Here is a 24,056-nt window from a genome sequence, read left to right on the forward strand (position 1 = left end):
GCATCGCCCGCTCTCTCAATCCTGTCCAGTTGGACAGGTTGTAGACGATTAAGCCCGCCAAATCAATACCTTTCGTACGGCGGAAAACATAGCGAGAAGCGTGCCATTGCAGTGCAGCACGCGTTTATCGGCGGCATCGAATGCGTGCGCCCATCCGCGCTCAAACGACTAGAATGAAGCCCGACGCGGCACACATGCCGATGAAGGCCAACATGAGAGACGACAACGTGGCTGCCGACATCACGGAAAACAACGAGACACAGGACGAAACGCCCGCACCTTTGCGGCGGCGCAAGGCGCACATTCGCGAGTCGAATGAAATGCATTTGTTGGCGTGCGCCGAAGCCGTTTTCGCGGAACGAGGACTCGACGGCACCAGCACCGCGATGATCGCGGAACGCGCAGGCTTACCGAAAGCCAACGTGCACTACTACTTCCCAACGAAGCTCGCGTTGTACCGCCGTGTGCTGGAAGACCTGTTCGAGGACTGGCACCGCGCGGCCGATACGTTCGAATGCAGCGACGATCCGGTCGAAGCGATCGGCGGATACGTACGCGCGAAAATGGAGTTGTCGCGCCGCCGGCCTTTAGGCTCGAAGGTATGGGCGAGCGAGATCATTCACGGCGCGGAACACATGGAGGACATTCTCACGGGACGCGTGAAGCCCTGGCTGGACAGCAGGGTGAAGGTGATCGACAACTGGATCGCACGCGGACTGCTGGCGCCGGTGAATGCGCAAACATTGATGTACATGATCTGGGCGACCACCCAGCATTACGCCGACTTCGACGCGCAGATTCGCGCGCTCAAAGGCAAGCGCGCGCTGACGCAGAAGGCATTCGAAGCAACCACGGAGGAAGTCGTGCAGTTGGTGATCCGCGCGTGTGGCGCGGTGTCGCCGGCGCAGCACGAGGACGGCGCGGACCCGTCCAGATAGAAAGCAAAAAAACCGGCTGCGTTTTTCACGGTCAGCCGGTTTTCATACTAGTGCGTGAGATCGCTTTAGCGGTTTAGCTCCTCCCTTACCCGTTCAATACGTCTCCAGATGCAGCCGCCCTTCCCGCTTCAGCTTCAGCCATAGCGCTTCCCAGTCGAGTTGATGCTGCTCGCCGATTTCCTTGAGCGCCTGCAGCACACCATCTTCCATACCCTTCAATCCGCACACGTAGATATGCGTGTTGTCGTCCTTGAGCATATGCGCGACGTCCACCCCACGCTCACGCATCGCGTCCTGCACATAGCGCTTGGGCTGACCCGGCGTACGCGAGAACGCCAGATTCGTATCGATGAAATCCTTCGGCAGATTCGTCAACGGTCCGAAGTACGGCAACTCTTCTTTGGTGCGCGCGCCGAAGAACAACATCAGCTTGCCGGTCGCGCCTTTCAGGCGACGCCGCCTGCGGTACTCGGTCATCGCGCGCATCGGCGCCGATCCGGTACCCGTGCAAATCATCAGCAGATGCGAGTTCGGATGATTCGGCATCAGGAACGTGCCGCCGAATGGGCCGATCACGCTCACGACGTCGCCCTTCTTCAGATCGCACAGATAGTTTGAGCAGACTCCGTCGAGCGCGTCGCCGTGCTGTCGGGAAACCCGCTTCACGGTAAGCGAAACGTTGTTATAGCCTGGGCGTTCGCCGTCGCGTGGGCTCGCAATCGAATATTGCCGCGCGTGATGCGTGCGGCCATCGGCAGCGGCTCCAGGCGGCAGGATGCCGATCGACTGGCCTTCCAGAACCGGGAAAGGCATCGAACCGAAATCGAGCACGATGTGATGGATATCGCTATCGGTCGACGCGTCGGTGAGCCGGTAGTTGCCGACCACCGTTGCGGTAGTCGGCGCCTTGTGGGTATAGAGATTCACGTAGGGCTTCGCGGCAGACCACGGCGGCACGACCGAGCCGCGCACGGTATCGACTTCGATACCGCTCGCGTCTGCAGCCGCATCGCCTGGTGCGCCGGTGTCGCCCTCTTCCGGCGCCGGCACGGCCATCGTGTTCTGCTCCGGCAGCACGTCCCATTTGAGTTGCTCGTCAATGGGATATGCATCGGCCTTCAGCACGGTGCGCCAGTTATCGATCGCGCCGGTGGGACATGGTGGCACGCATGCCATGCAGCCGTTGCAAACATCCGCCTTGACGACATAGTTGTTCTCGTCGTGCGTGATCGCATCGACCGGGCAAGTCTCTTCGCAGGTATTGCAGCGAATGCAGATTTCCGGATCGATCAGATGCTGCCTGAGAACTTCGATCGATACTGGGCCGTTCATGACTTCCTCCACCCTATATTCGCGCGAATACGACACCGCGCTTTTCCAATCACCGTACTTAGTTAAAGCGCACGTACTCGAAATCGACCGGCTGACGGTTCACACCCATGGCCGGCGGCGCAATCCAGTTCGCGAACTTGCCGGGCTCGACCACCCGGCCCATCAACGAGGCGACATACGCGCGGTCTTCCGGCGTTGCGAGCCACTTCGCTTCGTTGGCAGCCCACTCGGTTTCGCTGACCACCCGGCCATCGGGCGACACACGAGTGCCCGCAAAGGTGCCGATCTGACGGTTGAACGCTTTATGCGGCACCGTCATGCGGAAATCGATGCCGGCCTTCTCGAGCACCTTGTTCCAGCGGCCGACGCCCGCCACCGAATCCTTAATGTAGTCGTCGCGCAGCACTTCGTTCATCGCGTTGAGCATCGGCACTTCGCGCTCTACCAGTTTGCCGTCCTGCACGTCGAGCAGCTTGTAGCTTTGACCGTTCAATTGATGATCGTCGTCGCGCTTGTTCTCTTCATAGCGGCCCTTCAGGCCCGAGCTATAGAACGTGGCCGCATTCGACGAATGGTCGGCGCCGAACAGGTCGATCGTCACGGAATAGTGGAAGTTCAGATAACGCTGGATTGTCGGCAGATCGATCACGCCGGCCGCGCGAATCTTCGCGACGTCGTCCGTGCCCAGTTCGTTCATCACCTGCGCGGTGCGCTGGATCACGCGCGACACACCCGATTCGCCGACAAACATGTGATGCGCTTCTTCGGTCAGCATGAACTTCGTGGTGCGTGCGAGCGGATCGAAACCCGATTCCGCGAGCGCCGACAACTGGAACTTGCCGTCACGGTCGGTGAAGTACGTGAACATATAGAACGCCAGCCAGTCCGGCGTTTTCTCGTTGAACGCGCCGAGAATGCGCGGATTGTCATCGTCACCCGAGCGGCGACCGAGCAGTGCTTCGGCTTCCTCACGACCGTCGCGGCCGAAGTAACGGTGCAGCAGGTAGACCATCGCCCACAGGTGGCGGCCTTCTTCAACGTTCACCTGGAACAGGTTGCGCAGGTCGTACATGGACGGCGCGGTCAGACCCAGATGCCGCTGCTGTTCCACCGAAGCCGGTTCCGTATCGCCTTGCGTCACGATAATGCGGCGCAGATTCGCGCGATGCTCGCCGGGCACGTCCTGCCACGCCGCCTCACCCTTATGCTCGCCAAAATGAATCTTGCGGTCCTGCTCGCCGGGTGTTAGGAAAATGCCCCAGCGATAGTCCGGCATCTTCACGTGATCGAAATGCGCCCAACCGCCCGCGTCGACGCTCACCGCCGTGCGCAGATACACGTCGTAGCCATGCGAGCCTTCCGGGCCCATATCGCCCCACCACGACAGAAAATTCGGCTGCCATTGTTCGAGCGCGCGCTGCAGTGCGCGGTCGTCGGCGAGATTGACGTTGTTCGGAATCTTTTCGCTGTAATTGATCGTAGACATGGTCGGTTCCCTGGTCGGAATACAGAGCTTGCGGATGAGAGGCGCGCGCCGGGCAGGTGGCGTCGCTAAACGTTACGTCGTGTCGTGTGGTGTCGTGTCAAAGAAACTCAAACACGCGAGACGTCGAATTGCGCCTTGCTGCCTTTGCCGTACACCTTGAGCGCGCCCTTCTCGCCCACTGCGTTCGGCCGGTTGAAGATCCAGTTCTGCCATGCAGTGAGACGCCCGAAAATACGCGTCTCCATGGTTTCCGGGCCGTTGAAGCGCAGATTCGCTTCGAGGCCGGTCAAGGCATCCGGCGACATGGCCGCACGTTCTTCGAGCGCGATGCGGATTTCATCGGCCCAATCGATATCGTCGGGCGAAGCGGTCACGAGGCCCAGACGCTCGGCTTCAACCGGTTTGATCGCCTGACCGATCTTCGAGCGCACCGCGTCGAGCGGCTCGACTTCTTCATAGAAGCGCCGCGCAAGGCGCGATTGATGCGTGACCATCGGATAGAGACCGAAGTTGACTTCCGACAGCGTGATGGCCGGCTCTTCGTCTTCGTTGCTCGGCAGTGCCGCCATATAGCTGCGGTCGCAGGCAAACGCGAGTTCCGCGAAGGTGCCCGCAAAGCACGAGCCCGGTTCGATCAGCGCGAACAGCGAACGCGACGACACGTCGATACGCGCCAGCGTGCGGCGCAGGAGACCGATGGTCTCGCGCACGAACCAGTGGTCCTTGTGCTGCATCAGCGTGGCGTCGGCGGCAAGCAGATTGCGTGCATCGCCTTCGGTCTTGAAGACCCAGGTACCGACGTCGAGCTCGTTGGTGCGCATCGACAGGATCGCGTCGTCGAGTTCGCGGGCGAACTGCAGCGGCCACCAATTCGTGCCGGCGGCGACGATCGCGTCGATTCCGGTGGGTTGTCCGGCTTGCGGCGCTTTGGCCGTAAAAGTGGCGATGCGTTTCGCACGATCGATCGTCACGTCGAGCGTTTTGTAAGTCAGGCCGTCTTCGCGATCGGTGCGTTCGATACGCGTAAGCATCACGCCTTGCGCATCCGACGGGCGATCGCTCTGTTCGGCGAGTTCAAGCGCGCGTGCCTGAATCGTCTGATCGAACTGATTCGGCTTCACGACTTCATCCACGAGACGCCATGCTTTCGCGCGTTCACCGCGAATGCCTTCCACCACCGTGCAGAAGATGTCCGCACGATCGTGACGCACCTTGCGTTTATCGGTGACGCGCGTCAGGCCGCCGGTGCCCGGCAGCACGCCCAGCAGCGGCACCTCCGGCAGCGATACCGACGACGAGCGGTCATCCACCAGATAGATTTCATCGCAGGCGAGCGCGAGTTCATAACCGCCGCCCGCGCACGCACCATTCACGGCAGCGAGAAACTTCAGACCTGAATGACGTGACGAGTCTTCGAGACCGTTGCGCGTTTCGTTGGTGAACTTGCAGAAGTTGACCTTCCACGCATGCGTGGAGAGGCCCAGCATGAAGATGTTCGCGCCCGAGCAGAACACGCGGTCCTTGAGACTCGTCAGCACGACCGTCCTGACTTCGGGATGCTCGAAGCGGATCCGTTGTATCGCGTCGTGCAGTTCAATATCGACCCCGAGGTCGTATGAATTCAGCTTCAGCTTGTAACCGTCACGGATGCCACCGTCCTCGGCGATATCGATGCCGAGGGTCGCGACCGGACCGTTGAAACTCAGCTTCCAATGCTTGTACTGCGAGGGATCGGTGCGGTAATCGACCGGCGCGATTGCGGTTTCTGCTGTGGACATGGGGCGTCTCCTGACTGGACGATGCGAAACTTGTTTCTCGAACAATAGTGCATCGCCAACCCCGTGTAAAGCACTTTAGTTCATGTTTGCTAGTAAACCCTGGAACTCTGCTGCACGTCAGCTCACCCGTGCCTCATCCGGCGATTCAGCCGCGAGCCTTGCTGCAAGCCGGTCACGCAGTTGCAAGTAGGCGTCGGCCAAAGTTTTTTCGCTGGTGTCGAAGGTCATGTCGGCGCGGCCGTACAGTTCGCTGCGCCCCGCCAGGATGCGCTTGAGGTCGTCCATCGCCTCCTTGTTGCCGGACATCGGGCGCAGGTCGCCTTGCGCGACGACACGGCGCATATGCTCTTCCGGCGTGGCCTGCAGCCATACGGTGAAGCAGTGCGACAGCAATGCGTTGAAAGTGCCGGACTCCGATACCAGCCCGCCCGGCGACGCGATCACCGCGCGCTCATGTTCCTGAATCACCGCCTCGAGCGCGCGATGCTCATAGCGCCGGTATGCGCTCGCACCATAGAGAGAATGAATCTCGGACGGTGGGCAGCCAGCCAGTTGCTCGATCACGCGCGTGAGTTCGACGAACGGCACCTTGCGCTCCTGCGCCAGCATCCGCCCGAGGGTCGACTTGCCGGCCCCACGCAAACCGATCAGCGCGATCCGGTCCTTGCGATGCGGGTCGCGCGGTGCCTGCGCGAACATCTCGGCAAGCGCCACGCGGGCGCGCTGCAGCGCCGCCTGGTCGCGCCCTTGCAGCAATTCGCGGATCAGCAGCCATTCGGCGGATGCGGTGGTTTCGTCGCCGATGACTTCAGCCAGCGGACAGTTCAGCGTCGCCGCGATTTGCCGCAGCACCAGCACCGACGCGTTGCCCACCCCGGACTCCAGATTCGCCAGATGACGCTCGGACAAGCCGGTTTCGGTCGCCAGCGTCTTGCGCGTCATGCCGCGGCGCGCGCGCAGCAGGCGCACACGCTCGCCCATCGCCGTCAGAAAAGGATCGCGCTCCTCGCGTTCGCCGGCGCGCTCAGTGGCGCCGGCGGCCCGTTCCGTGCGGCTTGCGTCTTCATCGGCAGAATCATCCAGCGATGTGGAAGAGTAATTTTGGTTCATGTTTAACTGCCTCTCGAATACGTTACATGTACTATAGTGCTTGACAGGCGCAGAGTGAACGGTTAATTTTCGCCAAATATTGATCCAATAACAAACGCTGTCGAAGTTTTTCGGCAGCGTCACGGAAACGGCGCGGCGACACGCATGAATTAACGTGCGTGCGCGCGTCGATCTGGAGGCTTGCATGTCCCCACACACCTTCCAACGCCTGATTGCCGGCGTCACCGAGCAACTTGCCGGACGGCCGCTCGACAGCACGCTGGCCGCATGGCTCAACGACACGTATCCCGCGGATAGCGCGACCTTCCGCAGTCTGACGGAGGCCTGCCGCACGGGCGTGGCTGAAGGCTGGCTGTGCAACCGCGAAGGCGGCGGAATTCGCTACGGCCGGATCTTCAAGGCCTTGCCGGAAACCCACGGTTTTTCGGTGGACGTCGTCGATATGAAGGATATTGCCGGTCCGCACCACGTACACCCGAACGGCGAAATCGATCTGATCATGCCGCTCACCGAAGGCGCCACCTTCGACGGTCATCCGGCCGGCTGGTGCGTGTACGGCCCCGGCAGCGCGCATCGTCCGACCGTCGCGAACGGCCAAGCCCTGGTGCTGTATCTGCTGCCGCAAGGCGCAATCGAATTCACCGCCCCGCCTCCTTCCGCCTGAGACTCGCCATGACCGAACTATTGAAAAACTACGTGGCAGGCCAATGGGTCGCGGGCAGCGGCGACGGCGTCACATTGACCGACCCGGTCACCGGCGAAGCGCTCGTGCGCGTCTCCAGCCAGGGCCTCGATCTCACCCATGCATTCGCTTTCGCGCGAGAAGAAGGCGGCGGCGCCTTGCGCGCGCTGACCTATGCGCAGCGCGCCGCCCGCCTCGCCGAGATCGTCAAAATGCTGCAGACGAAACGCGACGACTACTACGCGATCGCAACCGCGAACTCAGGCACCACGCGCAATGATTCGGCGGTCGACATCGACGGCGGCATCTTCACGCTGTCGTATTACGCGAAACTCGGCGCCTCGCTCGGCGACGTGCATGCGCTGCGCGACGGCAACGCCGTATCGCTGAGCAAGGACCAGTCGTTCAGCGTGCAGCACGTGCTCACGCCGACGCGCGGCGTCGCGCTCTTTATCAACGCGTTCAATTTTCCGTCGTGGGGTTTGTGGGAGAAGGCAGCGCCGGCTCTGCTATCCGGCGTACCGGTGATCATCAAGCCCGCCACGGCGACAGCATGGCTTACGCAACGAATGGTTGCCGACGTGGTCGACGCGGGCATTCTTCCGCCCGGCGCGCTATCGATCATCTGCGGCAGTTCTGCGGGTCTGCTCGATCAGGTTCAGGCCTTCGACGTGGTGTCGTTCACCGGCTCCGCGCAAACCGCTGCAACCTTGCGTGCGCATCCCGCTTTCGTCGAGCGCGGCGCACGGCTGAATGTCGAGGCCGACAGCCTCAACAGCGCGATTCTCTGTGCCGATGCAACGCCCGATACCCTCGCCTTCGAACTGTTCATCAAGGAGGTAGTGCGGGAGATGACCGTGAAGTCCGGCCAGAAATGCACGGCGATCCGGCGTGCATTCGTGCCGGAAGCATCGCTCGAAGCGGTGCTCGAAGCCCTCAAGGCAAAGCTCGCGAAAATCACTGTCGGCAATCCGCGCAACGAGGCCGTGCGAATGGGCTCGCTCGTCAGCCGCGAGCAACGCGACAACGTGCTGGCCGGCATCGCCGCGTTGCGCGAGGAAGCGGTGGTCGCCTACGACGGCTCGGCGGCACCCTTTGTCGATGCCGATGCAGCGATTTCGGCTTGCGTCGGACCGCATCTGTTCGTGGTCAACGATCCCGATAGCGCGACGCTGCTGCATGACATCGAAGTGTTTGGGCCAGTCGCAACCGTGGCGCCGTATCGCGTCGCTGCGGCAGCAAGCGGGACTCTCCCGGAAGCGCACGCCATCGCGCTCGCGCGACGCAGCCAGGGCTCGCTTGTCGCTTCGATCTATTCGAACGACGACGCCCATCCTGGCAAGCTCGCACTGGAACTCGCCGATACGCATGGACGTGTCCACGCGATCTCGCCCGCGGTACAGCAGAGCCAGACCGGCCACGGCAACGTGATGCCGATGTCGCTGCATGGTGGACCGGGCCGCGCGGGTGGCGGCGAAGAGCTCGGCGGCATTCGTGCCCTGGGTTTCTACCACAGGCGCTCAGCCGTTCAGGCAGCGGGCGCCGCACTCGACGCATTGACGCAAGCCACGCATTTGCCCGTGGCATAGCGCGCACGAGACAGGCACGAAGCGAAGAAGGAAGCAATCAGGCAGTAAGCATCGCGCGGATCATGAGCACATAACCGCCGGACCGCCCCCACCCGTTGGAGGAGACATATGGAAGCCCTGCTGGAACCGGCTGCTCATCAGCCCGCCGTGACGGCCGAACCGCCGCCCGCGGTATTCAATTTCGCGGCCTATCTGTTTCGACTGAATCAATCGCGCGCCGGCAAGACCGCTTATATCGACGACACCGGCAACACCACCTACGGCGAACTGGAGGACCGGGCCCGGCGTTTCGCGAGCGCATTGCGCACGCTCGGCGTGCATCCGGAAGAACGCGTGCTGCTGGTGATGCTCGATACCGTCGAACTGCCGATCGCGTTTCTCGGCGCGCTCTATGCGGGCGTGGTGCCGGTCGTTGCGAACACGCTGCTCACCGCTGCCGACTACGTGTATATGCTGACGCACAGTCACGCGCGCGCCGTGATCGCGTCGGGCGCGTTGCTGCCAACTGTCGTTCAGGCGCTCGATACGGCCGAACACGACGGTTGCCAGTTGATCGTCTCACAGCCCGAGAACGAATCCGTAGCCACTCCATGCCTCAAAGATCTGCTCGACGTGGCCGCTCCGGCTAGCAAAGCATGCACGACCGGTTGCGACGATATCGCGTTCTGGCTGTACTCGTCAGGTTCTACCGGCAAGCCGAAAGGCACGGTGCACACACACGCGAATCTGTACTGGACCGCTGAGTTGTACGCGAAGCCGATTCTCGGCATCGTCGAAAGCGACGTGGTCTTTTCCGCGGCCAAACTGTTCTTCGCGTACGGTCTGGGCAACGGCCTCACATTCCCGCTCTCGGTCGGCGCCACGGCCGTGTTGATGGCCGAGCGTCCCACCGCGGACGCAATTTTCAAACGCCTCGTGCGGTATCGCCCGAGCGTTTTCTACGGCGTGCCGACGCTCTACGCCAGCATGCTCGTCTCGCCCAATCTGCCTGCGCGTGCCGATGTCGCGATGCGCGTGTGCACGTCCGCGGGCGAAGCGTTGCCGCGCGAAATCGGTGAACGCTTTACCGCTCACTTCGGCTGCGAGATTCTTGACGGCATCGGCTCGACCGAGATGCTGCACATCTTCCTGTCCAATCGCGCGGGGGCTGTCGAATACGGCACCACCGGCCGCCCTGTACCCGGCTACGAAGTCGAGCTGCGCGACGAAGCCGGTCTCCCGGTGCCCGACGGCGAAGTCGGCGACCTGTACATCAAAGGACCGAGCGCGGCGCTCATGTACTGGAGCAATCGCGAGAAAACGCGCGCCACGTTCCTCGGCGAGTGGATTCGAAGCGGCGACAAATACCGCCGGCTTGCGAACGGCTGCTACGTGTATGCGGGCCGTAGCGACGATATGCTGAAAGTGAGCGGCCAGTATGTCTCGCCCGTCGAAGTGGAAATGGTTCTGATGCAGCACGACGCCGTGCTGGAAGCGGCGGTGGTCGGCGTCGATCATGGCGGCCTCGTGAAGACCCGCGCGTTCGTGGTGTTAAAGCGTGAGTACGCGCCGTCTGAGATACTTGCGGATGAACTGAAGGCTTTCGTCAAGGAACGGCTCGCGCCGCATAAGTACCCGCGCGATATTCTGTTCGTCGACGATTTGCCGAAAACCGCTACCGGCAAGATTCAACGCTTCAAACTGCGCGAACAGTCATAAGGTGATCCATGCAGAACCCCGTAACCGCGGCCCCGGTCTCGACCAGCAACTTTGCGGAACTGGCCGCCACACCCTCGCACGGGCCGTTGCGCATCGAATACCGCTGGCTGAATCAGGCGGCAGCCCATGCGCCCATCGCCGTATTCCTGCATGAAGGGCTCGGATCGATTGCGATGTGGCGCGACTGGCCGCAGGCCTTGTGCGAGCGTCTCGGCATGCGCGGTCTCGTCTATTCGCGGCCCGGTTATGGCTTGTCCACACCGCGCGCGCACGAGGTCAAATGGCCGGTCGATTTCATGACCGCACAGGCGCGCGATATCCTGCCCGCATTATTCGATGCGCTCGATATCGGCGCGCAGGAACGCAAACGCATGTGGTTGATCGGCCATAGCGACGGCGGCTCGATCACGCTGCTCTATGCGGCGCTGCACCCGGACGAATTGGCCGGCGCGGTCGCCATCGCGCCGCATGTATTCGTCGAAGACATTTCGGTGCAGAGCATCGCACAAACCCGGCAGCTCTTCGAAACCACGGATCTGCGAAGCAAGCTCAGCCGCTATCATGCCGATGTCGATTCCGCGTTCTATGGCTGGAACGATATCTGGTTGAATCCGGCGTTCAGGGAATGGCGCATAGTCGACGAACTGGGCGAGATCAGGCGGCCTCTGCTCGCGATACAAGGCCGCGACGACAACTACGGCACGATGGCGCAGATCGATACGATTGGCGAGCGCGTGCCGCACGCGCAACTGGTTAAGCTTGACGCTTGCGGACATTCGCCGCATCGCGACGCGCCGGACGCGCTGAATGATGCGATTGCGGCCTTTATCTCGCGGCAGCGCTGAACAGAATCGCGGCGCGTCCTCAAGACGCGCCGCGACAAGACTCCCCGTTCAAATCACGGTCGAAAGGCCCAACGTCAAGACCAGCGCCGTCACTGAAATAATCGTTTCGCAGACGGTCCACGTCTTGAAGGTTTGCGGCACTGTCATGCCGAAGTACTCCTTCACGAGCCAGAAACCGCCGTCGTTCACGTGCGACAGGATCAGCGAACCTGCGCCCGTGGCCAGCACCAGCAACTCGGGCCGCACACCGCCCACCGTGCCCGCCGCCGCTGCGGCAATCGGTGCGATGATGCCGGCCGCCGTCGCCATGGCGACAGTTGCCGAACCGGTCGCCACGCGAATCAACGCCGCCACCAGCCACGCGAGAATCAGCAGCGGCACGTGCGCGCCCGTCGCGACATCGACGATCGCCTTCGATGCGCCACTGTCGATCAGGATGCGTCCGAAACCCGCGCCCGCTCCCACCACCAGCGTGATACTCGCGGTCGGCGCAAGACACTCGTTGGTAAACTTGAGAATCTGCTCACGGTTAAAGCCGCGCGACTTGCCGAACGTGTAGAAGCTCAACAGCACGGCCAGCAGCAGCGCCATATCCGGATGGCCGATCAGACGCAGTGCATTGTTCAACGACGATTTGGCCGGCACGATCAGATCGGCCCAGCTGCCAACCAGCATCAACAACACCGGCAGCAGGACCGTCAGCAGCGTGATGCCGAAACCCGGCAGTTCCTGCTGCGAGCGCTTCGCATCCTGTTCGATGAACTGCTGCGCCATCGGATTGACGCCATCCAGCACGACAAAGCGCGCGATCAGCCTGGAGAACAGCGGGCCCGCAACGGCCGCGGTCGGAATGCCGACGATCAATGCGTAGAAAATCGTATGACCGATATCCGCGTTGTACGCCGTGACCGCGAGCAGCGCAGCCGGGTGCGGCGGAATCAGACCGTGCACGACGGACAAACCCGCCACCATCGGAATACCGACGCGTATCATCGACGTGCCGGTTCGCTGCGCCACGTTGAACGCGATCGGAATCAGCAGCACGAAACCGACTTCGAAAAACACCGGCAGGCCGACGAGGAACGCGATGCACATCATCGCCCAATGCACGTTTTTCGGCCCGAACAGGTCGATCAGCGTACGCGCGATACGCTCCGCGCCGCCCGACTCGGCCATCATCTTGCCGAGCATCGTACCGAGCCCGACCACGATGGCAATGTGACCGAGCGTGCCACCCACACCGGTTTCGAACGACTTGAGAATCGACGTCGCCGGCATGCCGACGGCGAGCGCCAACGCTACCGACACCATCATCAACGTGATGAACGGATTCATCTTGAAGCGCGCAATCAGCACAACCAGCGCGATGATGGCAATCAATGCATAGACGAGTAACAGACTTCCTTGAACGGTCGCCATAGGTGCTCCTGAAGAGATAGAGCCGCGCCGCGGCTTCCGTTAAGCGGAATGTTGTATGAGCAGCGGCGCGGGCGGCGGACTTAGAACTTGTGGCGGATGCCGGCGACGGTCACGAACTGGCCGTTGTTGCTCGACGGATTCGAAATGCCTTCGACCCAGGCGTGCGAACCGGAGCCGCGCTGGTAGATGCCGTTCAGGTAGAGGTCGGTGGTCTTCGACAGGAAGTACTCGCCGCCGAGACTCAACTGGTTGTAGTGCGCATTGGTGGCCGTGGTGCCGCTGGCGTTCTGCGTCGTGTAGATGTAGCCCAGCGCGAGCAGCGCGGCCGGCGTGAGTTGATACTTCACCGCGGCTTCATAGTTGGCGAAATGCAGGCTGCCGCCGTTGAGCAACCGGAATTGCGAGTTCGTGTACAGCAGCAGGACGGTGGCCGGCCCGAACACGTACGAGCCGCCCGCGCCCCACACCTGGTTGCGCTGCACGCCGCTGATGATCGACGAGCTGGTGCCGTAGTAGTTGTCCGACGGCGCCGCGCCGGCGGTATTGCTGGCCGGCTGATTGACCAGCGAGTAGGCCGCGTCGAGACGCAGCGGACCATTCACGTAATCGGCGCCGACGCTCCATGCACGATTGTTGGCGAACTGGCCCGCCGTATTCGAGAACGCGTACATTGCGTTCGCGGTAAGCCCTGCATAGGTCGGCGAGGTGTACTTGATCGCGTTATCGGTACGGTACGTATTGTTGATATCGTCGTTGTCGTAGATCGCGTTGCCGTACTGACTCATCGCGCCAATGCCATTGATCTGCATGTTCGACAGATAATCCTGCACGCTGTTGTACTGACGGCCGAGCGTGATCGTACCCGCCGTTTTGTTGGACAGCGCCACCCATGCGCTACGGCCGAACATGCGGCCGCCCTGACCGGATGCGCCGCTCTCCAGGCTAAAACCGTTCTCGAGCTTGAACATGACCTTGTTGCCGCCGCCCAGATCCTCGGTGCTGAGCAGGCCCCAGCGCGAGCCCTGCACATTGCCCTGGGTCGCCTGATACGCCTTCTCGCCCTTCTGGTTATTGGTGAAGGTAAAGCCGGCATCGACAATGCCGTACAGCGTCACGCTGCTTTGCGCATGGGCGGCCTGCACGGCTAGCCCAGCGGCAGCGAAGGCAATGGCTGTGCGAAGAATCTGTTTGTGCTTCATGGTTTCCTCAAGTCGAAAGAGAGACAAATGCCGGTTACACAACGATGTTCCAGCTATATAAGTAGTACTGATCAGACAAGTCAAAGCAACACCGGGTCGCGATCCGGTGCTACGGTCAAACAACGGTCATCGATGAATCGATATGGGCCGGGGAAAATCAGTCAGGCCAGTTCCGGCGCGCGGCAATGCGGCGTGCGTCGCGCAGATGGAACGGTGTGACGACCGGTTCTGGCGACTGCCGCGCACGCTCGAGTTCGGCGGTAAGCCGCGCCAGGACGATCTGCTCCTCGCCCGGATGCAGATTGCACGGGTCGAGGAAGAAGAAACCCAGCTCGGCTTCGTGATCGCGCACGATCACCGGCGCCTCGCCTGCGGGCGGCCGCGCGAGCGCATCGGCGAGATCCCACGCGGTGATGCGAGCTTGCGCGGGATCGATATGCAGTTTCAGGCGGTCGAGCGGATTGCCGGTCGGGTCGGCGTCGATCTCCGCCCAGACGCCGTCGTAGCGATTCAAGGTTTCGCGCCACAGCGTGAGGTAGCCGCGTTCGCGGGCGCGAATCGCGACAGGGTCGCGCCGCTGCCATTGTTCGAGCGCGGCGATTGCGCCCACGATACCTTCCTTGCCGACCTTCATGCCGCGGCCAATACCGCCATTCTGGAAATAGGCGGCACGTACCAGCGCTTTCTTGCCCGCGACAATACCCGCGGTCAGTCCACCGAGAAATTTGTGCGCCGAGTAAAGCGCGAAATCGGCGCCCGCTGCGATGAAACGCTTGAGGTCGTATTCGGAAGCCGCGTCGACGATCACGGGCACGCCCTTCGCATGCGCGACGGCAATGAATTCTTCAAGCGGAATCATGCCGAATTGCACCGTATGATGCGAAACCACATAAAGTGCCGCGGCGGTGCGTTCGGTAATGGCGGTATTCAACTGATAGCCGTGCGCCTCGGTCGACGCCCCCACCGGCACGACCCGCGCGCCGGACAGACGGATCGCCTGGTCCACCGGTGCGCCATAATTGACGAGGTGGCCGGTTTGAATCACGACTTCATTGCGCGGCATGGCGCTCGTGTCCGGGAGCCGTTCAATCAGGCCGTGGTCGTCGCCCGTCATGATCGCGGCGATGGAAAGCGTGATCGCCGCCGAGCACGACGCGGTGATATAGCCGGCTTCGCTGCCGCATGCAGCGGCGATCGCCGCCGAGGCGCGACGCTGCAGATCGTCGATTTCGACGAATTGCGGCAGGACTTGCGCTACTGCGTCGATTACCGCTGCGCTGACACTGGACGCGCCAAGACTCGTCATCGTGCCCGAAGCATTGATGACAGGGCGTAAGCCAAAGCGAGAGCGAATGTCCATGAAGCGCCTCCAACCCGGTATTTCTTAATTATGGAATATATGTTGTAATTGCGGATCAGTCTAGCATACAATCGACCTGCGTCAACTGGACAAAAACATCTCGCGTCAGAGGAGCACGATGGCTCGCACGTCCCGACCTTCCGCGTCTGAAGCAGTACCCGCCGCAGTGCCGGCCGCGGCAACCGCCGGCACCGCAACCCAGGCTGCAAGCCGTGAAGAAAGCGCGGCGCCGCGCACCCGCACCAGCGCGATCGATCGCGCCGTGCAGATTCTCGACGCGCTCCAGCAGGCGAACCGTCCCGCCACCGCGTATGAAGTCGCGCGCATGGTCGGCGCGCCACTCTCCACCGTGTATTCGATCATCAACGATCTGGTCGAGAAGAACCTGCTGGCCCGGCGCATGGACGGCACGATCTGGCTCGGCTCGCGTCTGTATGGTTATGGTTTGACGTACGCGAGTTCGCTCGACTACCTTGCGGTCGCGCACGAAGAAATGCAGCGGCTCTCGGCGGAAGTCGAAGAGACCGTGCAGGTGTGCGGACTCGAAGACGGCATGATGGTCGTGCAGCAAATGGCCGAAGGCCCCGGGCATTTTCGGGTAACTTCGCGAGTGGGCAGCCGCGTGCCGCTCAACTGGACCGCGTCCGGCCGCTTGCTGGTCGGGCATCTGCCGGATGCCGAACGGGTCGCCTTCTTCGCACAGCACGCGCAAAGCTCGCCGACCGGCCGCGCGGAAACCCGGCCGCAGGTGCTCGCGCAGATTGCGCGCGAAGCGTTGGAGGCACGCCTGTCGATTCAGATCGGCGAATCGGATGCGTCCGTGGCATGTCTCGCGGCGCCCGTGCTCGACAACACAGGCGCGTGCGTCTTCACGATTTCCATCGTGATGCCCGAAGCGAAAGCCGCGCTCGGCACCGAGCGCTTCGCGCAAGCCGTGCAGGCCGTGGCCGCTCGCATCGAGGCGCGCCTCGGCTGGCGGCATCGCGATCAGGAACCGGCGGCGTAATGTATCCGTAAGACCCTGACGTACGCAACGCAACGCACAACGCGTGAAAGCCCGCCGCGGCGCGCAACGCTAACTCCTTAACAGACCGCTCACCATCACGTCCCCATCGATGAACTGCTACGACCGGCTGCACACGCGCGGCCTCAAGCTCCCGCAAGTGCCGACGCCGATCGGCAATTTCACGCACTGCACACGCGAGGGGAATCTATTGTTTCTGTCCGGCCAGGGCCCGCTCGACGAAACCGGCTCACTGATGACCGGCAAGGTCGGCACGACCGTCAGCGCGGACGAAGCGTACCGCCACGCGCAAATGGTCGGCCTGAATCTGCTCGCCGTGCTCCATAACGAACTGGGCGACCTGCGGCGTGTGAAGCGCGTGGTCAAGCTGCTGGGCATGGTCAACGCCGCGCCCGATTTCACCGAACATCCGCGCGTAATCAACGGCTGCTCGGATCTGTTCGTCGATGTATTCGGCGATGCCGGCCGGCATTCGCGCTCGGCGGTCGGGGTCGGCTCGCTGCCCGGCAATATCACGGTCGAGATCGAGGCGATTGTCGCAATTCAGGATTGACGGCCGCCCAATTCTCAACAAATACCCAAATTTCCACATCTTCACAAAAGTTACACAGGTCAGCGACTATTCTTGCGCATCGCTGACTTGGGCACGTGGTTGCCCTGGTGCATCCTCCTCGTGCCGGAGACATTGCCATGTCCGTTGTGTCGAAGCCGTCCATTGCCTTCTGTCGCAAACGTTTGGCAGGCGCACTGGCCGCCGTATCGTTTTGCATATTGCTCGGCGCCTGCGGCAACGACGACGACAAAACCGCGGACACCCAGTCGGTTAGCTCTACCGAAGGCTCTACCGGCGACAGCAACAGCGCCGCGGTGCTGTCGGCAAATCCTTCCTCCGTCGCACCCGAGAGTACCGCAGTAACGATTCAAACCCCTGCACTACCTGCATCAAGCGCCGACCCGGCATTGTCCGCCGCCGCGTCGACGCCGCTCGTCACACCTGTCATTCACACCGTAGATTGAGTCTCGCGCGCCACGCTTCGCGCGGGCGAAGCTCGCGTGTTGCGTGCATCGTTCCTTCACCGAAGATCGAAAGCCAAAACCATGACCTCAAAAAATCGCCGTGATTTTCTGCGCTCCGCCGCGCACGCCGCCGGTTCTGCGACCGCGCTGAGCATGCTGCCGCTGGGCATTCGCAACGCCCTTGCGATTCCCGCCAACAACAAAACCGGCAGCATCCGCGACGTCGAGCATATAGTCGTGCTGATGCAGGAAAACCGCTCGTTCGACCACTACTTCGGCACGCTCAAGGGCGTACGCGGTTTCGGCGACACGCGCGCGATCAACCTGCCCAACGGCAAGCCGGTGTGGTATCAGCCGCTCGCCGCGGACCTCGGCTATGTGTTGCCGTTCCGCCCCACCGCGCCGAACCTTGGACTGCAATTCCTGCAAGACCTCGCACACGACTGGACCAGCACGCACGCCGCATGGAACGGCGGGCGCTACGATCAATGGGTGCCCTCCAAGGGCACCACGACGATGGCCTACCTCACGCGCGACGACATTCCGTTTCACTACCAGCTCGCCGACGCCTTCACGATCTGCGACGCGTACCACTGCTCGCTGATGGGCCCAACCGATCCGAACCGCTACTACATGTGGAGCGGCTGGGTCGGCAACGACGGCAGCGGCGGCGGCCCGGTGATCGACAATGCCGAGGCCGGCTACGGCTGGTCCACCTATCCGGAAGTGCTGCAGAACGCCGGCATCACGTGGAAGATCTACCAGGACATTGGGACGGGACTCAACGCAAACGGCTCATGGGGCTGGACTCAAAACCCGTACATCGGCAACTACGGCGACAACTCGCTGCTCTACTTCAATCAGTACCGCAACGCGCAGCCGGGCAACCCTCTGTACGACAACGCCCGCACGGGCACGAATGCAGCCAATGGCGACGGCTACTTCGACGTTCTCAAGCGCGATGTGCAGAACAACGCCCTGCCGCAAGTCTCGTGGATTGTCGCGCCGGAAGCGTATTCCGAGCACCCGAACTGGCCGTCGAACTACGGTGCGTGGTATATCGATCAGGTATTGCAGATTCTCACGTCGAATCCTGAGGTGTGGAGCAAGACGGTGCTGCTGATCAACTACGACGAGAACGACGGCTTCTTCGATCACATGGCGCCGCCGTTCGCGCCGGCATCGAGCGCAAATGGCTTGTCGACCGTCGACACCAGCAATGAGAATTATGCGGGCAGCGGCAACACGCCTGCCGGCCCGTACGGGCTCGGGCCGCGCGTACCGATGCTGGTGGTCTCGCCGTGGTCGAAAGGCGGCTACGTATGCTCTGAATTGTTCGATCACACCTCGGTGATCCGCTTTATCGAAAAACGCTTCGGCCAGCACCACAATCTCGGTGAATCGAACATCACGCCGTGGCGCCGCGCGGTGTGCGGCGACCTGATGTCGGCGTTCAACTTCAGCACCCCGAACGACGCATTCCCGACGCTGCCGAGCACGAGCGGGTATGTGCCGCCCGATCAGAACCGGCATCCGGATTACGTGCCGTTGCCGCCGCTCGTGCAGGCGGTACCGAAGCAGGAACCCGGCGTACGCCCGGCTCGCGCGCTGCCGTACGAGCTGTTCGTGCGTGTGCATGGTGAAGGTGCGGCGAACCAGTTGACGATGCGCTTCGTCAACTCGGGCCGCGCGGGCGCCGTGTTTCTCGTCTATGCCGCGAATGGTCTCGCCGCGCCGCTTACGTACACCGTCGAAGCGGGCAAGCGGCTGCAGGATCACTTGCCGTTGAATGCCGACGGCACTTACGACTATACGGTCTACGGTCCGAACGGTTTTCTGCGCCGCTTCGCGGGCAAGCCGGTTGCGAGAAGCTGGTGGAACGGTTCCGATATCGCGCGGCCGGAAGTGGCTGAAGGCTACGACGTGGCGAACGGCAACCTGCAATTGCGGCTGGAGAATGTGGGCAGCGCGCGCTGCCAGTTCACCATCGTCAACGCCTATGACGCCGGCAACGTGGTCAAGCATTCTGTACGCGGCGGCGATACCGAACAGCTATACCTCGATCTGCGCAACGCCTACGGCTGGTACGACCTGACGATCACTGTCGATACCGACCCGTCGTTCACGCGGCGCTTCGCCGGACACGTGGAAACCGGCCGGAGCAGCATGAGCGATCCGGCGCTGGGGAGCTAGGGTTCAACTCAGCTTCGATTTTCAATTCGGCCCGTGAACGAAGCGGCCGCTGCGATAAAAAGCAGCGGCCGTTTTTTTTAGTCTTCGCACCATCACACATACCTCGATATCTTCAGACGAATATAACGCCTCCAGACCGTCACCAGGCGTGGTGTTTCGGTAACCGTTGAAAACCGCCACTGGCGCGAAAAAATGTGTAGCATCGCGGCGCGCCGCCACACGCGGCATTACCGGCGGCCGTCATCAATCGAAAGTTTTGCCCGCTCAAGTCCCCGCTGCCCAGGCCGTATACAGCATCTGAGGCCCCCGCCTCACCGACTACGGCTCACTGCTTACTCCGAAAACTCCCGACATGTTCTCCTCCATTCGCGCGCGCATCGTCGCCCTGTGCGTCGCCATCGTTGTGGTCGCGCTCGCGGCCAACACCGTTCTCAACTATGTCGTCGCCAACTCGTATAACGCCGAGGCAATCGAAAGCAGTTTGAATGCTGTCGAAAGCGGACATGCAGACGGTATCGAAGACTGGATCGCCTCGAATAGCCAGATGATCAACTCGTTGCAGGACGCCGTGCTGCAACCCGATCCGTCCGCCGCGTTAAAGCAGATCGCCGCCGCCGGCAAGTTCTCCAATGTGTACGTCGGCTATGCGGACAAGACCGCGAAGTTCTCCGATCCGACCGGCATTCCGCCCGACTACGATCCGACCGGCCGTCCCTGGTACAAGCAGGCGGCCGCAGCCGGCAAACCGGTGGTGACGCCGCCATACGTCGACGTGGGCACGGGCAAGCTGGTGGTCGCGTTCGCTGCGCCCGTGGTGCGCGACGGCGTGGTGAAGGGCGTGGTGTCCGGCGACGTCGCGATGGACAGCGTGATTGCCAACGTCAAGGCGATTCATCCGACACCCGCGAGCTTCGGCATGTTGATCGACACGAGCGGCCATATCGTTGCGCACCCGGACGCGAAGCTGACCCTGAAGCCGGTCACGGACCTGGCGCCCGCACTCACAGGGGACAAACTAGGCGCACTCTTCAACGCCGAACACCCTGTCGAAGTCGACGTGAGCGGCAGCACGAAGCTGCTGCGCGCTCAGGCCATTCCCGGCACCGACTGGTACGCGGTCGTCGCACTCGACAAGGCTGAAGCGACCGCGGGCATGCGATCGCTGTTGACGGCTTCGGTTATCGCGCTGATCGTGATTGCGGTCATTGCCGCCGCGATCGTGGCCGCGGTCACCGCCGTGTCGTTCCAGCGGCTCTCGAAAGTACGCGATGCAATGGACGCAATCGGCTCGGGCGAAGGCGATCTGACTCAACGTCTGCCCGCCACCGGCAATGACGAGGTCACGCAGATCGCGCGCGCGTTCAATACCTTCATCGACAAACTCAGCCACGTGATGCGCCAGATCCGCGATGCCAGCGAATCGGTGCGCGTGGCCGCAAATGAAATCGCCGCAGGCAACGTCGATCTGTCGGGCCGCACCGAATCCGCTGCGGCCAGCCTGCAGCAGACCGCTGCGTCGATGGAAGAAATCACCTCGACGGTCACGCAATCGGCGAGCGCCGCGAAGCAGGCCGACGACACCGCCGTGTGCGCGTCGCAGGTCGCTTCGCGCGGCGGCGTAGTGATCTCCGACGTGATTACGACGATGGGCGAGATCGAACAGGCGTCGGTGAAAATCTCCGACATCATCGGCGTCATCGACGGTATCGCGTTCCAGACCAACATCCTCGCGTTAAACGCGGCGGTCGAAGCGGCGCGCGCCGGCGAACAGGGCCGCGGTTTCGCGGTGGTGGCCGGCGAGGTGCGCAGCCTCGCGCAACGCAGCGCGCAGGCCGCCAAGGAAATCAAGGCGCTGATCGAATCGACGGTGGCGAGCGTGAGTTCCGGCTCAGGCCAGGTCCGTCAGGCCGGCGCGACGATGACGGAGATCGTCAGCAACGTGGCCAACGTGACAACCATCATTTCCGAAATCACCCAGGCGGCCAACGAGCAGACGCGCGGCATTCAGGAAGTCAATCGCGCGGTCAGCCAGCTCGACGAAATGGTTCAGCAGAATGCCGCCCTGGTCGAGGAATCGACAGCGGCCGCCACCGCGTTGCAAAGCCAGGCCGTGAGTCTTGCCGGCGCCGTCGCCCAATTCAAGCTGGACTAAGGTGTATCCAAGGAAATCGCAGTGACGTTCTATAGAAATCTGAAAATCGCCGTCAAGTTGGCACTGCTGGGCGCGGTGCTTCTTATGGCAACGACGGTGGTAGGTCTGGAAGGCTGGCACGCGTTGACGAATACGCACGCGCTGCAAATTCAGTCCGCGCAAACGCTCAGCCAGTATGCACAAGCCGCCGACACCGCACGCGTCGCGCAGGTCGAATTCAAGAAGCAGGTGCAGGAATGGAAGGACCTGTTGCTGCGCGGCGCTGATCCGGCCGCGTTCGCCCGTTACCGAGACGCCTTCAGCAAGGAAAGCAGCACGACACACGCCGCTTTGCTTCGATTGAAGGATCAGCTAGGTGCGTTGGGTGCCAACGCCGATGGTGTCAACAAGGCGCTCGCCACCCACGCCGCGCTGCAGGACAGCTATCTCGACGCGCTCAAGCGCTATGACCCGGCCGATCCGAATACGGCACACGTGGTCGACGGTCTCGTCAAAGGCATCGACCGCGCGCCGACCGCCGCTATCGACGACATCGTCGCCTCGGTGATGCAGCAGGCGCAAGACTCCAACGTGCGCACGAACGACGCCGCGGAACGCGCGTATACGCTCGCCTGCGTGCTGCTTCTGTCGGTCGTGATCGGCTCGCTCGGGGTGGGCACGTTCGCGATCTGGTTCCTGAGCCGCAGCATCACGCTGCCGGTCAGACAGGCGGTGGGGGTCGCGCAAGCGGTCGCCGCAGGCGATCTGCGCGCCGATGTTGTCGTGGTGAGCCGCGACGAAACCGGCCAGTTGCTGGTCGCGCTCAACGAAATGAATCAGCGCTTGCGGCACATCGTCAGCGAGATTCGCGAAGGCGCGCACACGATCTCGTCGGCCACGCAGGAGATTGCCGCGGGCAACCTCGATCTGTCGGCGCGTACTGAACAACAGGCCGCATCGCTCGAAGAAACCGCCGCGTCGATGCAGCATTTCACCGACTCGGTTCAGCGCAACGCCAGCAACGCGCGCGAGGCCACTACCCTTGCGCAAACCGCGGCGCAAGCGGCACGCGACGGCGGCGCCGTGATGACCGACGCGGTGCGCACCATGAGCCAGATCGACGCGGCATCGAAGCGTATCGTCGACATCATCGCGGTGGTCGAGGCGATTGCCGCGCAGACCAATATTCTGGCGCTCAACGCAGCCGTTGAAGCGGCGCGTGCCGGCACTCAAGGGCGCGGCTTCGCAGTGGTCGCAAGCGAAGTGCGCAGTCTCGCCCAACGCTCGGCCGATGCCGCGCGCGAAATCAAGGCGCTGATTCGCGAGTCGGTTGCCACCATCGACGCCGGCACGCAGTTGATCAACCACGCAAGCAATACGATGGACGGCGTGGTGCAAAGCGCGGGCAGCGTGACACGCATCGTCGAGGCGATCGCGACAGCCAGCGTCGATCAGGCTGCGGGCATTGCGGAAGTGAACGATGCGGTCACGCAAATGGATCAGGTGACGCAGAGCAACGCGGCGTTGGTCGAGCAGGCGGCCGCGGCTGCCGATGCGGTGCAGAGCAAGGCATCGGGTCTGGTGCAAAGCGTGAGTTTCTTCCGGATCGGCGCGGCCTCTTAAGAGCCGAAATCGAGCCCGCCGATCAGTATGGTCGGCTCGCCCTGGGTGTGCGACGGAAAATCCAGTTCGCGCACGTGGCGCCACGCTTCGAGCTTACGTGGCAACGCAGCCAGATAGCCGGCGAAGCGTGCCGGGCCCTCCGGCCCCATCAGCCGTTCGATCTCGTCGCTATCCCAGGTCAGGAACAGGTTGAGCGGATGTGGGTAGTGGCCGAGGCCTTCGAGCGGCGCTGCGTGAATCCGTACGCTTGTGGGGTGGCCGTGGCCGCCGTAAGGCAGGACTTCGGTGTGCACGGTGGTGGCGAAACAGGCGGCGATTGCCTCGGCAATGCGAGGGGCGAACTGTTCGTCGAAACGGGCGGCACTCTCGGGGCGCATCTATGTCTCCGGCGTTCTGTGTGGTGTTCGGAGCATCGTAGCATGGGGGTGGGGTGGGGCCGCTGGGTGCGGGTTTGAACGGTGATTACGTCGGGATAGGCTGGTGGGGTTTTTGGCCTTTCCTTGCCTTGGTGGTGGTCTATTAGTGTTGCCCCTGTGCGGGGCGGCACTGTAGTGGCCTAATAAAGCTGGACACCTCAAAAGGTAGACTTATATCCAGACAGAGAGGTGTCAGATGGGAAGACGGGAATTCTC

19 protein-coding genes are annotated in these 24,056 nt (G+C 62.3%); 11 read left to right on the forward strand and 8 right to left on the reverse strand.

Features of this window, described 5'->3' with window-relative positions:
- The first annotated feature begins 173 nt into the window (after positions 1-173).
- The gene (locus HWX91_RS40265) at positions 174-938 is read left to right on the forward strand and encodes a TetR/AcrR family transcriptional regulator (protein ID WP_028200392.1); all 765 of its coding nucleotides are present in this window, start codon (positions 174-176) and stop codon (positions 936-938) included.
- Between the two features lie 93 nt (positions 939-1,031).
- Here the strand turns inward: HWX91_RS40265 and boxA are convergent, their stop codons facing one another.
- The 4 genes from boxA to HWX91_RS40285 all read right to left on the reverse strand — a co-directional run bounded on the left by boxA (position 1,032) and on the right by HWX91_RS40285 (position 6,644).
- Complete coding sequence (gene boxA, locus HWX91_RS40270) at positions 1,032-2,270, reverse strand: benzoyl-CoA 2,3-epoxidase subunit BoxA (RefSeq protein WP_028200393.1); 1,239 nt, start codon at positions 2,268-2,270, stop codon at positions 1,032-1,034.
- 58 nt (positions 2,271-2,328) lie between these two features.
- Positions 2,329-3,756, reverse strand: coding sequence for a benzoyl-CoA 2,3-epoxidase subunit BoxB (boxB, locus tag HWX91_RS40275; RefSeq protein ID WP_028200394.1), 1,428 nt, complete (start codon positions 3,754-3,756; stop codon positions 2,329-2,331).
- A gap of 107 nt (positions 3,757-3,863) precedes the next feature.
- Positions 3,864-5,534 carry a 2,3-epoxybenzoyl-CoA dihydrolase gene (boxC, locus tag HWX91_RS40280; RefSeq protein ID WP_028200395.1) on the reverse strand — a complete coding sequence of 557 codons (1,671 nt, stop codon included), beginning with the start codon at positions 5,532-5,534 and terminating at the stop codon, positions 3,864-3,866.
- A gap of 117 nt (positions 5,535-5,651) precedes the next feature.
- Entirely contained in the window at positions 5,652-6,644 is a 993-nt protein-coding gene (locus HWX91_RS40285; protein WP_028200396.1) for a helix-turn-helix transcriptional regulator, read from the reverse strand.
- Between the two features lie 184 nt (positions 6,645-6,828).
- Here HWX91_RS40285 and HWX91_RS40290 point away from each other — a divergent pair, with 184 nt between their 5' ends.
- The 4 genes from HWX91_RS40290 (at position 6,829) to HWX91_RS40305 (ending at position 11,458) form a co-directional block, all read left to right on the forward strand.
- Positions 6,829-7,308 (forward strand): DUF4863 family protein, encoded by a 480-nt coding sequence (locus HWX91_RS40290; RefSeq protein ID WP_028200397.1) that lies wholly within the window; start codon positions 6,829-6,831, stop codon positions 7,306-7,308.
- 8 nt (positions 7,309-7,316) lie between these two features.
- A complete protein-coding gene (locus HWX91_RS40295) occupies positions 7,317-8,915 on the forward strand; it encodes a 3,4-dehydroadipyl-CoA semialdehyde dehydrogenase (RefSeq protein ID WP_028200398.1) in 1,599 nt (532 codons plus the stop codon).
- A gap of 108 nt (positions 8,916-9,023) precedes the next feature.
- The gene (locus HWX91_RS40300) at positions 9,024-10,613 is read left to right on the forward strand and encodes a benzoate-CoA ligase family protein (protein ID WP_028200399.1); all 1,590 of its coding nucleotides are present in this window, start codon (positions 9,024-9,026) and stop codon (positions 10,611-10,613) included.
- 8 nt (positions 10,614-10,621) lie between these two features.
- Complete coding sequence (locus tag HWX91_RS40305) at positions 10,622-11,458, forward strand: alpha/beta fold hydrolase (RefSeq protein ID WP_028200400.1); 837 nt, start codon at positions 10,622-10,624, stop codon at positions 11,456-11,458.
- A 48-nt stretch (positions 11,459-11,506) separates the two neighbouring features.
- On the opposite strand, the gene HWX91_RS40310 is transcribed toward HWX91_RS40305, so the two are convergent.
- The 3 genes from HWX91_RS40310 to HWX91_RS40320 all read right to left on the reverse strand — a co-directional run bounded on the left by HWX91_RS40310 (position 11,507) and on the right by HWX91_RS40320 (position 15,436).
- Positions 11,507-12,877 (reverse strand): GntT/GntP/DsdX family permease, encoded by a 1,371-nt coding sequence (locus HWX91_RS40310; protein ID WP_028200401.1) that lies wholly within the window; start codon positions 12,875-12,877, stop codon positions 11,507-11,509.
- Positions 12,878-12,957: 80 nt separating this feature from the next.
- Complete coding sequence (locus HWX91_RS40315; protein ID WP_028200402.1) at positions 12,958-14,076, reverse strand: porin; 1,119 nt, start codon at positions 14,074-14,076, stop codon at positions 12,958-12,960.
- 157 nt (positions 14,077-14,233) lie between these two features.
- Positions 14,234-15,436 (reverse strand): aminotransferase class V-fold PLP-dependent enzyme, encoded by a 1,203-nt coding sequence (locus HWX91_RS40320; protein WP_028200403.1) that lies wholly within the window; start codon positions 15,434-15,436, stop codon positions 14,234-14,236.
- A gap of 118 nt (positions 15,437-15,554) precedes the next feature.
- On the opposite strand from HWX91_RS40320, the gene HWX91_RS40325 reads away from it, so the two are divergent.
- The 6 genes from HWX91_RS40325 (at position 15,555) to HWX91_RS40350 (ending at position 23,424) form a co-directional block, all read left to right on the forward strand.
- Complete coding sequence (locus HWX91_RS40325) at positions 15,555-16,442, forward strand: IclR family transcriptional regulator (RefSeq protein WP_081833264.1); 888 nt, start codon at positions 15,555-15,557, stop codon at positions 16,440-16,442.
- 109 nt (positions 16,443-16,551) lie between these two features.
- Positions 16,552-17,013, forward strand: a complete 462-nt coding sequence (locus HWX91_RS40330; protein WP_028200405.1) for a RidA family protein — start codon at positions 16,552-16,554, stop codon at positions 17,011-17,013.
- Between the two features lie 137 nt (positions 17,014-17,150).
- Positions 17,151-17,477 carry a hypothetical protein gene (locus HWX91_RS40335; RefSeq protein ID WP_028200406.1) on the forward strand — a complete coding sequence of 109 codons (327 nt, stop codon included), beginning with the start codon at positions 17,151-17,153 and terminating at the stop codon, positions 17,475-17,477.
- An 81-nt stretch (positions 17,478-17,558) separates the two neighbouring features.
- On the forward strand, positions 17,559-19,670 hold the full coding sequence (locus tag HWX91_RS40340) for a phosphocholine-specific phospholipase C (RefSeq protein ID WP_028200407.1): 2,112 nt from the start codon (positions 17,559-17,561) through the stop codon (positions 19,668-19,670).
- Between the two features lie 352 nt (positions 19,671-20,022).
- The gene (locus HWX91_RS40345) at positions 20,023-21,822 is read left to right on the forward strand and encodes a methyl-accepting chemotaxis protein (RefSeq protein ID WP_028200408.1); all 1,800 of its coding nucleotides are present in this window, start codon (positions 20,023-20,025) and stop codon (positions 21,820-21,822) included.
- Positions 21,823-21,843: 21 nt separating this feature from the next.
- On the forward strand, positions 21,844-23,424 hold the full coding sequence (locus HWX91_RS40350; RefSeq protein WP_028200409.1) for a methyl-accepting chemotaxis protein: 1,581 nt from the start codon (positions 21,844-21,846) through the stop codon (positions 23,422-23,424).
- Here HWX91_RS40350 and HWX91_RS40355 read toward each other — a convergent pair.
- Complete coding sequence (locus HWX91_RS40355) at positions 23,421-23,801, reverse strand: DUF5594 family protein (protein WP_028200410.1); 381 nt, start codon at positions 23,799-23,801, stop codon at positions 23,421-23,423. The two genes, HWX91_RS40350 and HWX91_RS40355, sit on opposite strands and share 4 nt — an antisense overlap.
- Positions 23,802-24,056: the final 255 nt, after the last annotated feature.

It is taken from the genome of Paraburkholderia fungorum (assembly GCF_902833645.1).
Taxonomy (GTDB): domain Bacteria; phylum Pseudomonadota; class Gammaproteobacteria; order Burkholderiales; family Burkholderiaceae; genus Paraburkholderia; species Paraburkholderia fungorum.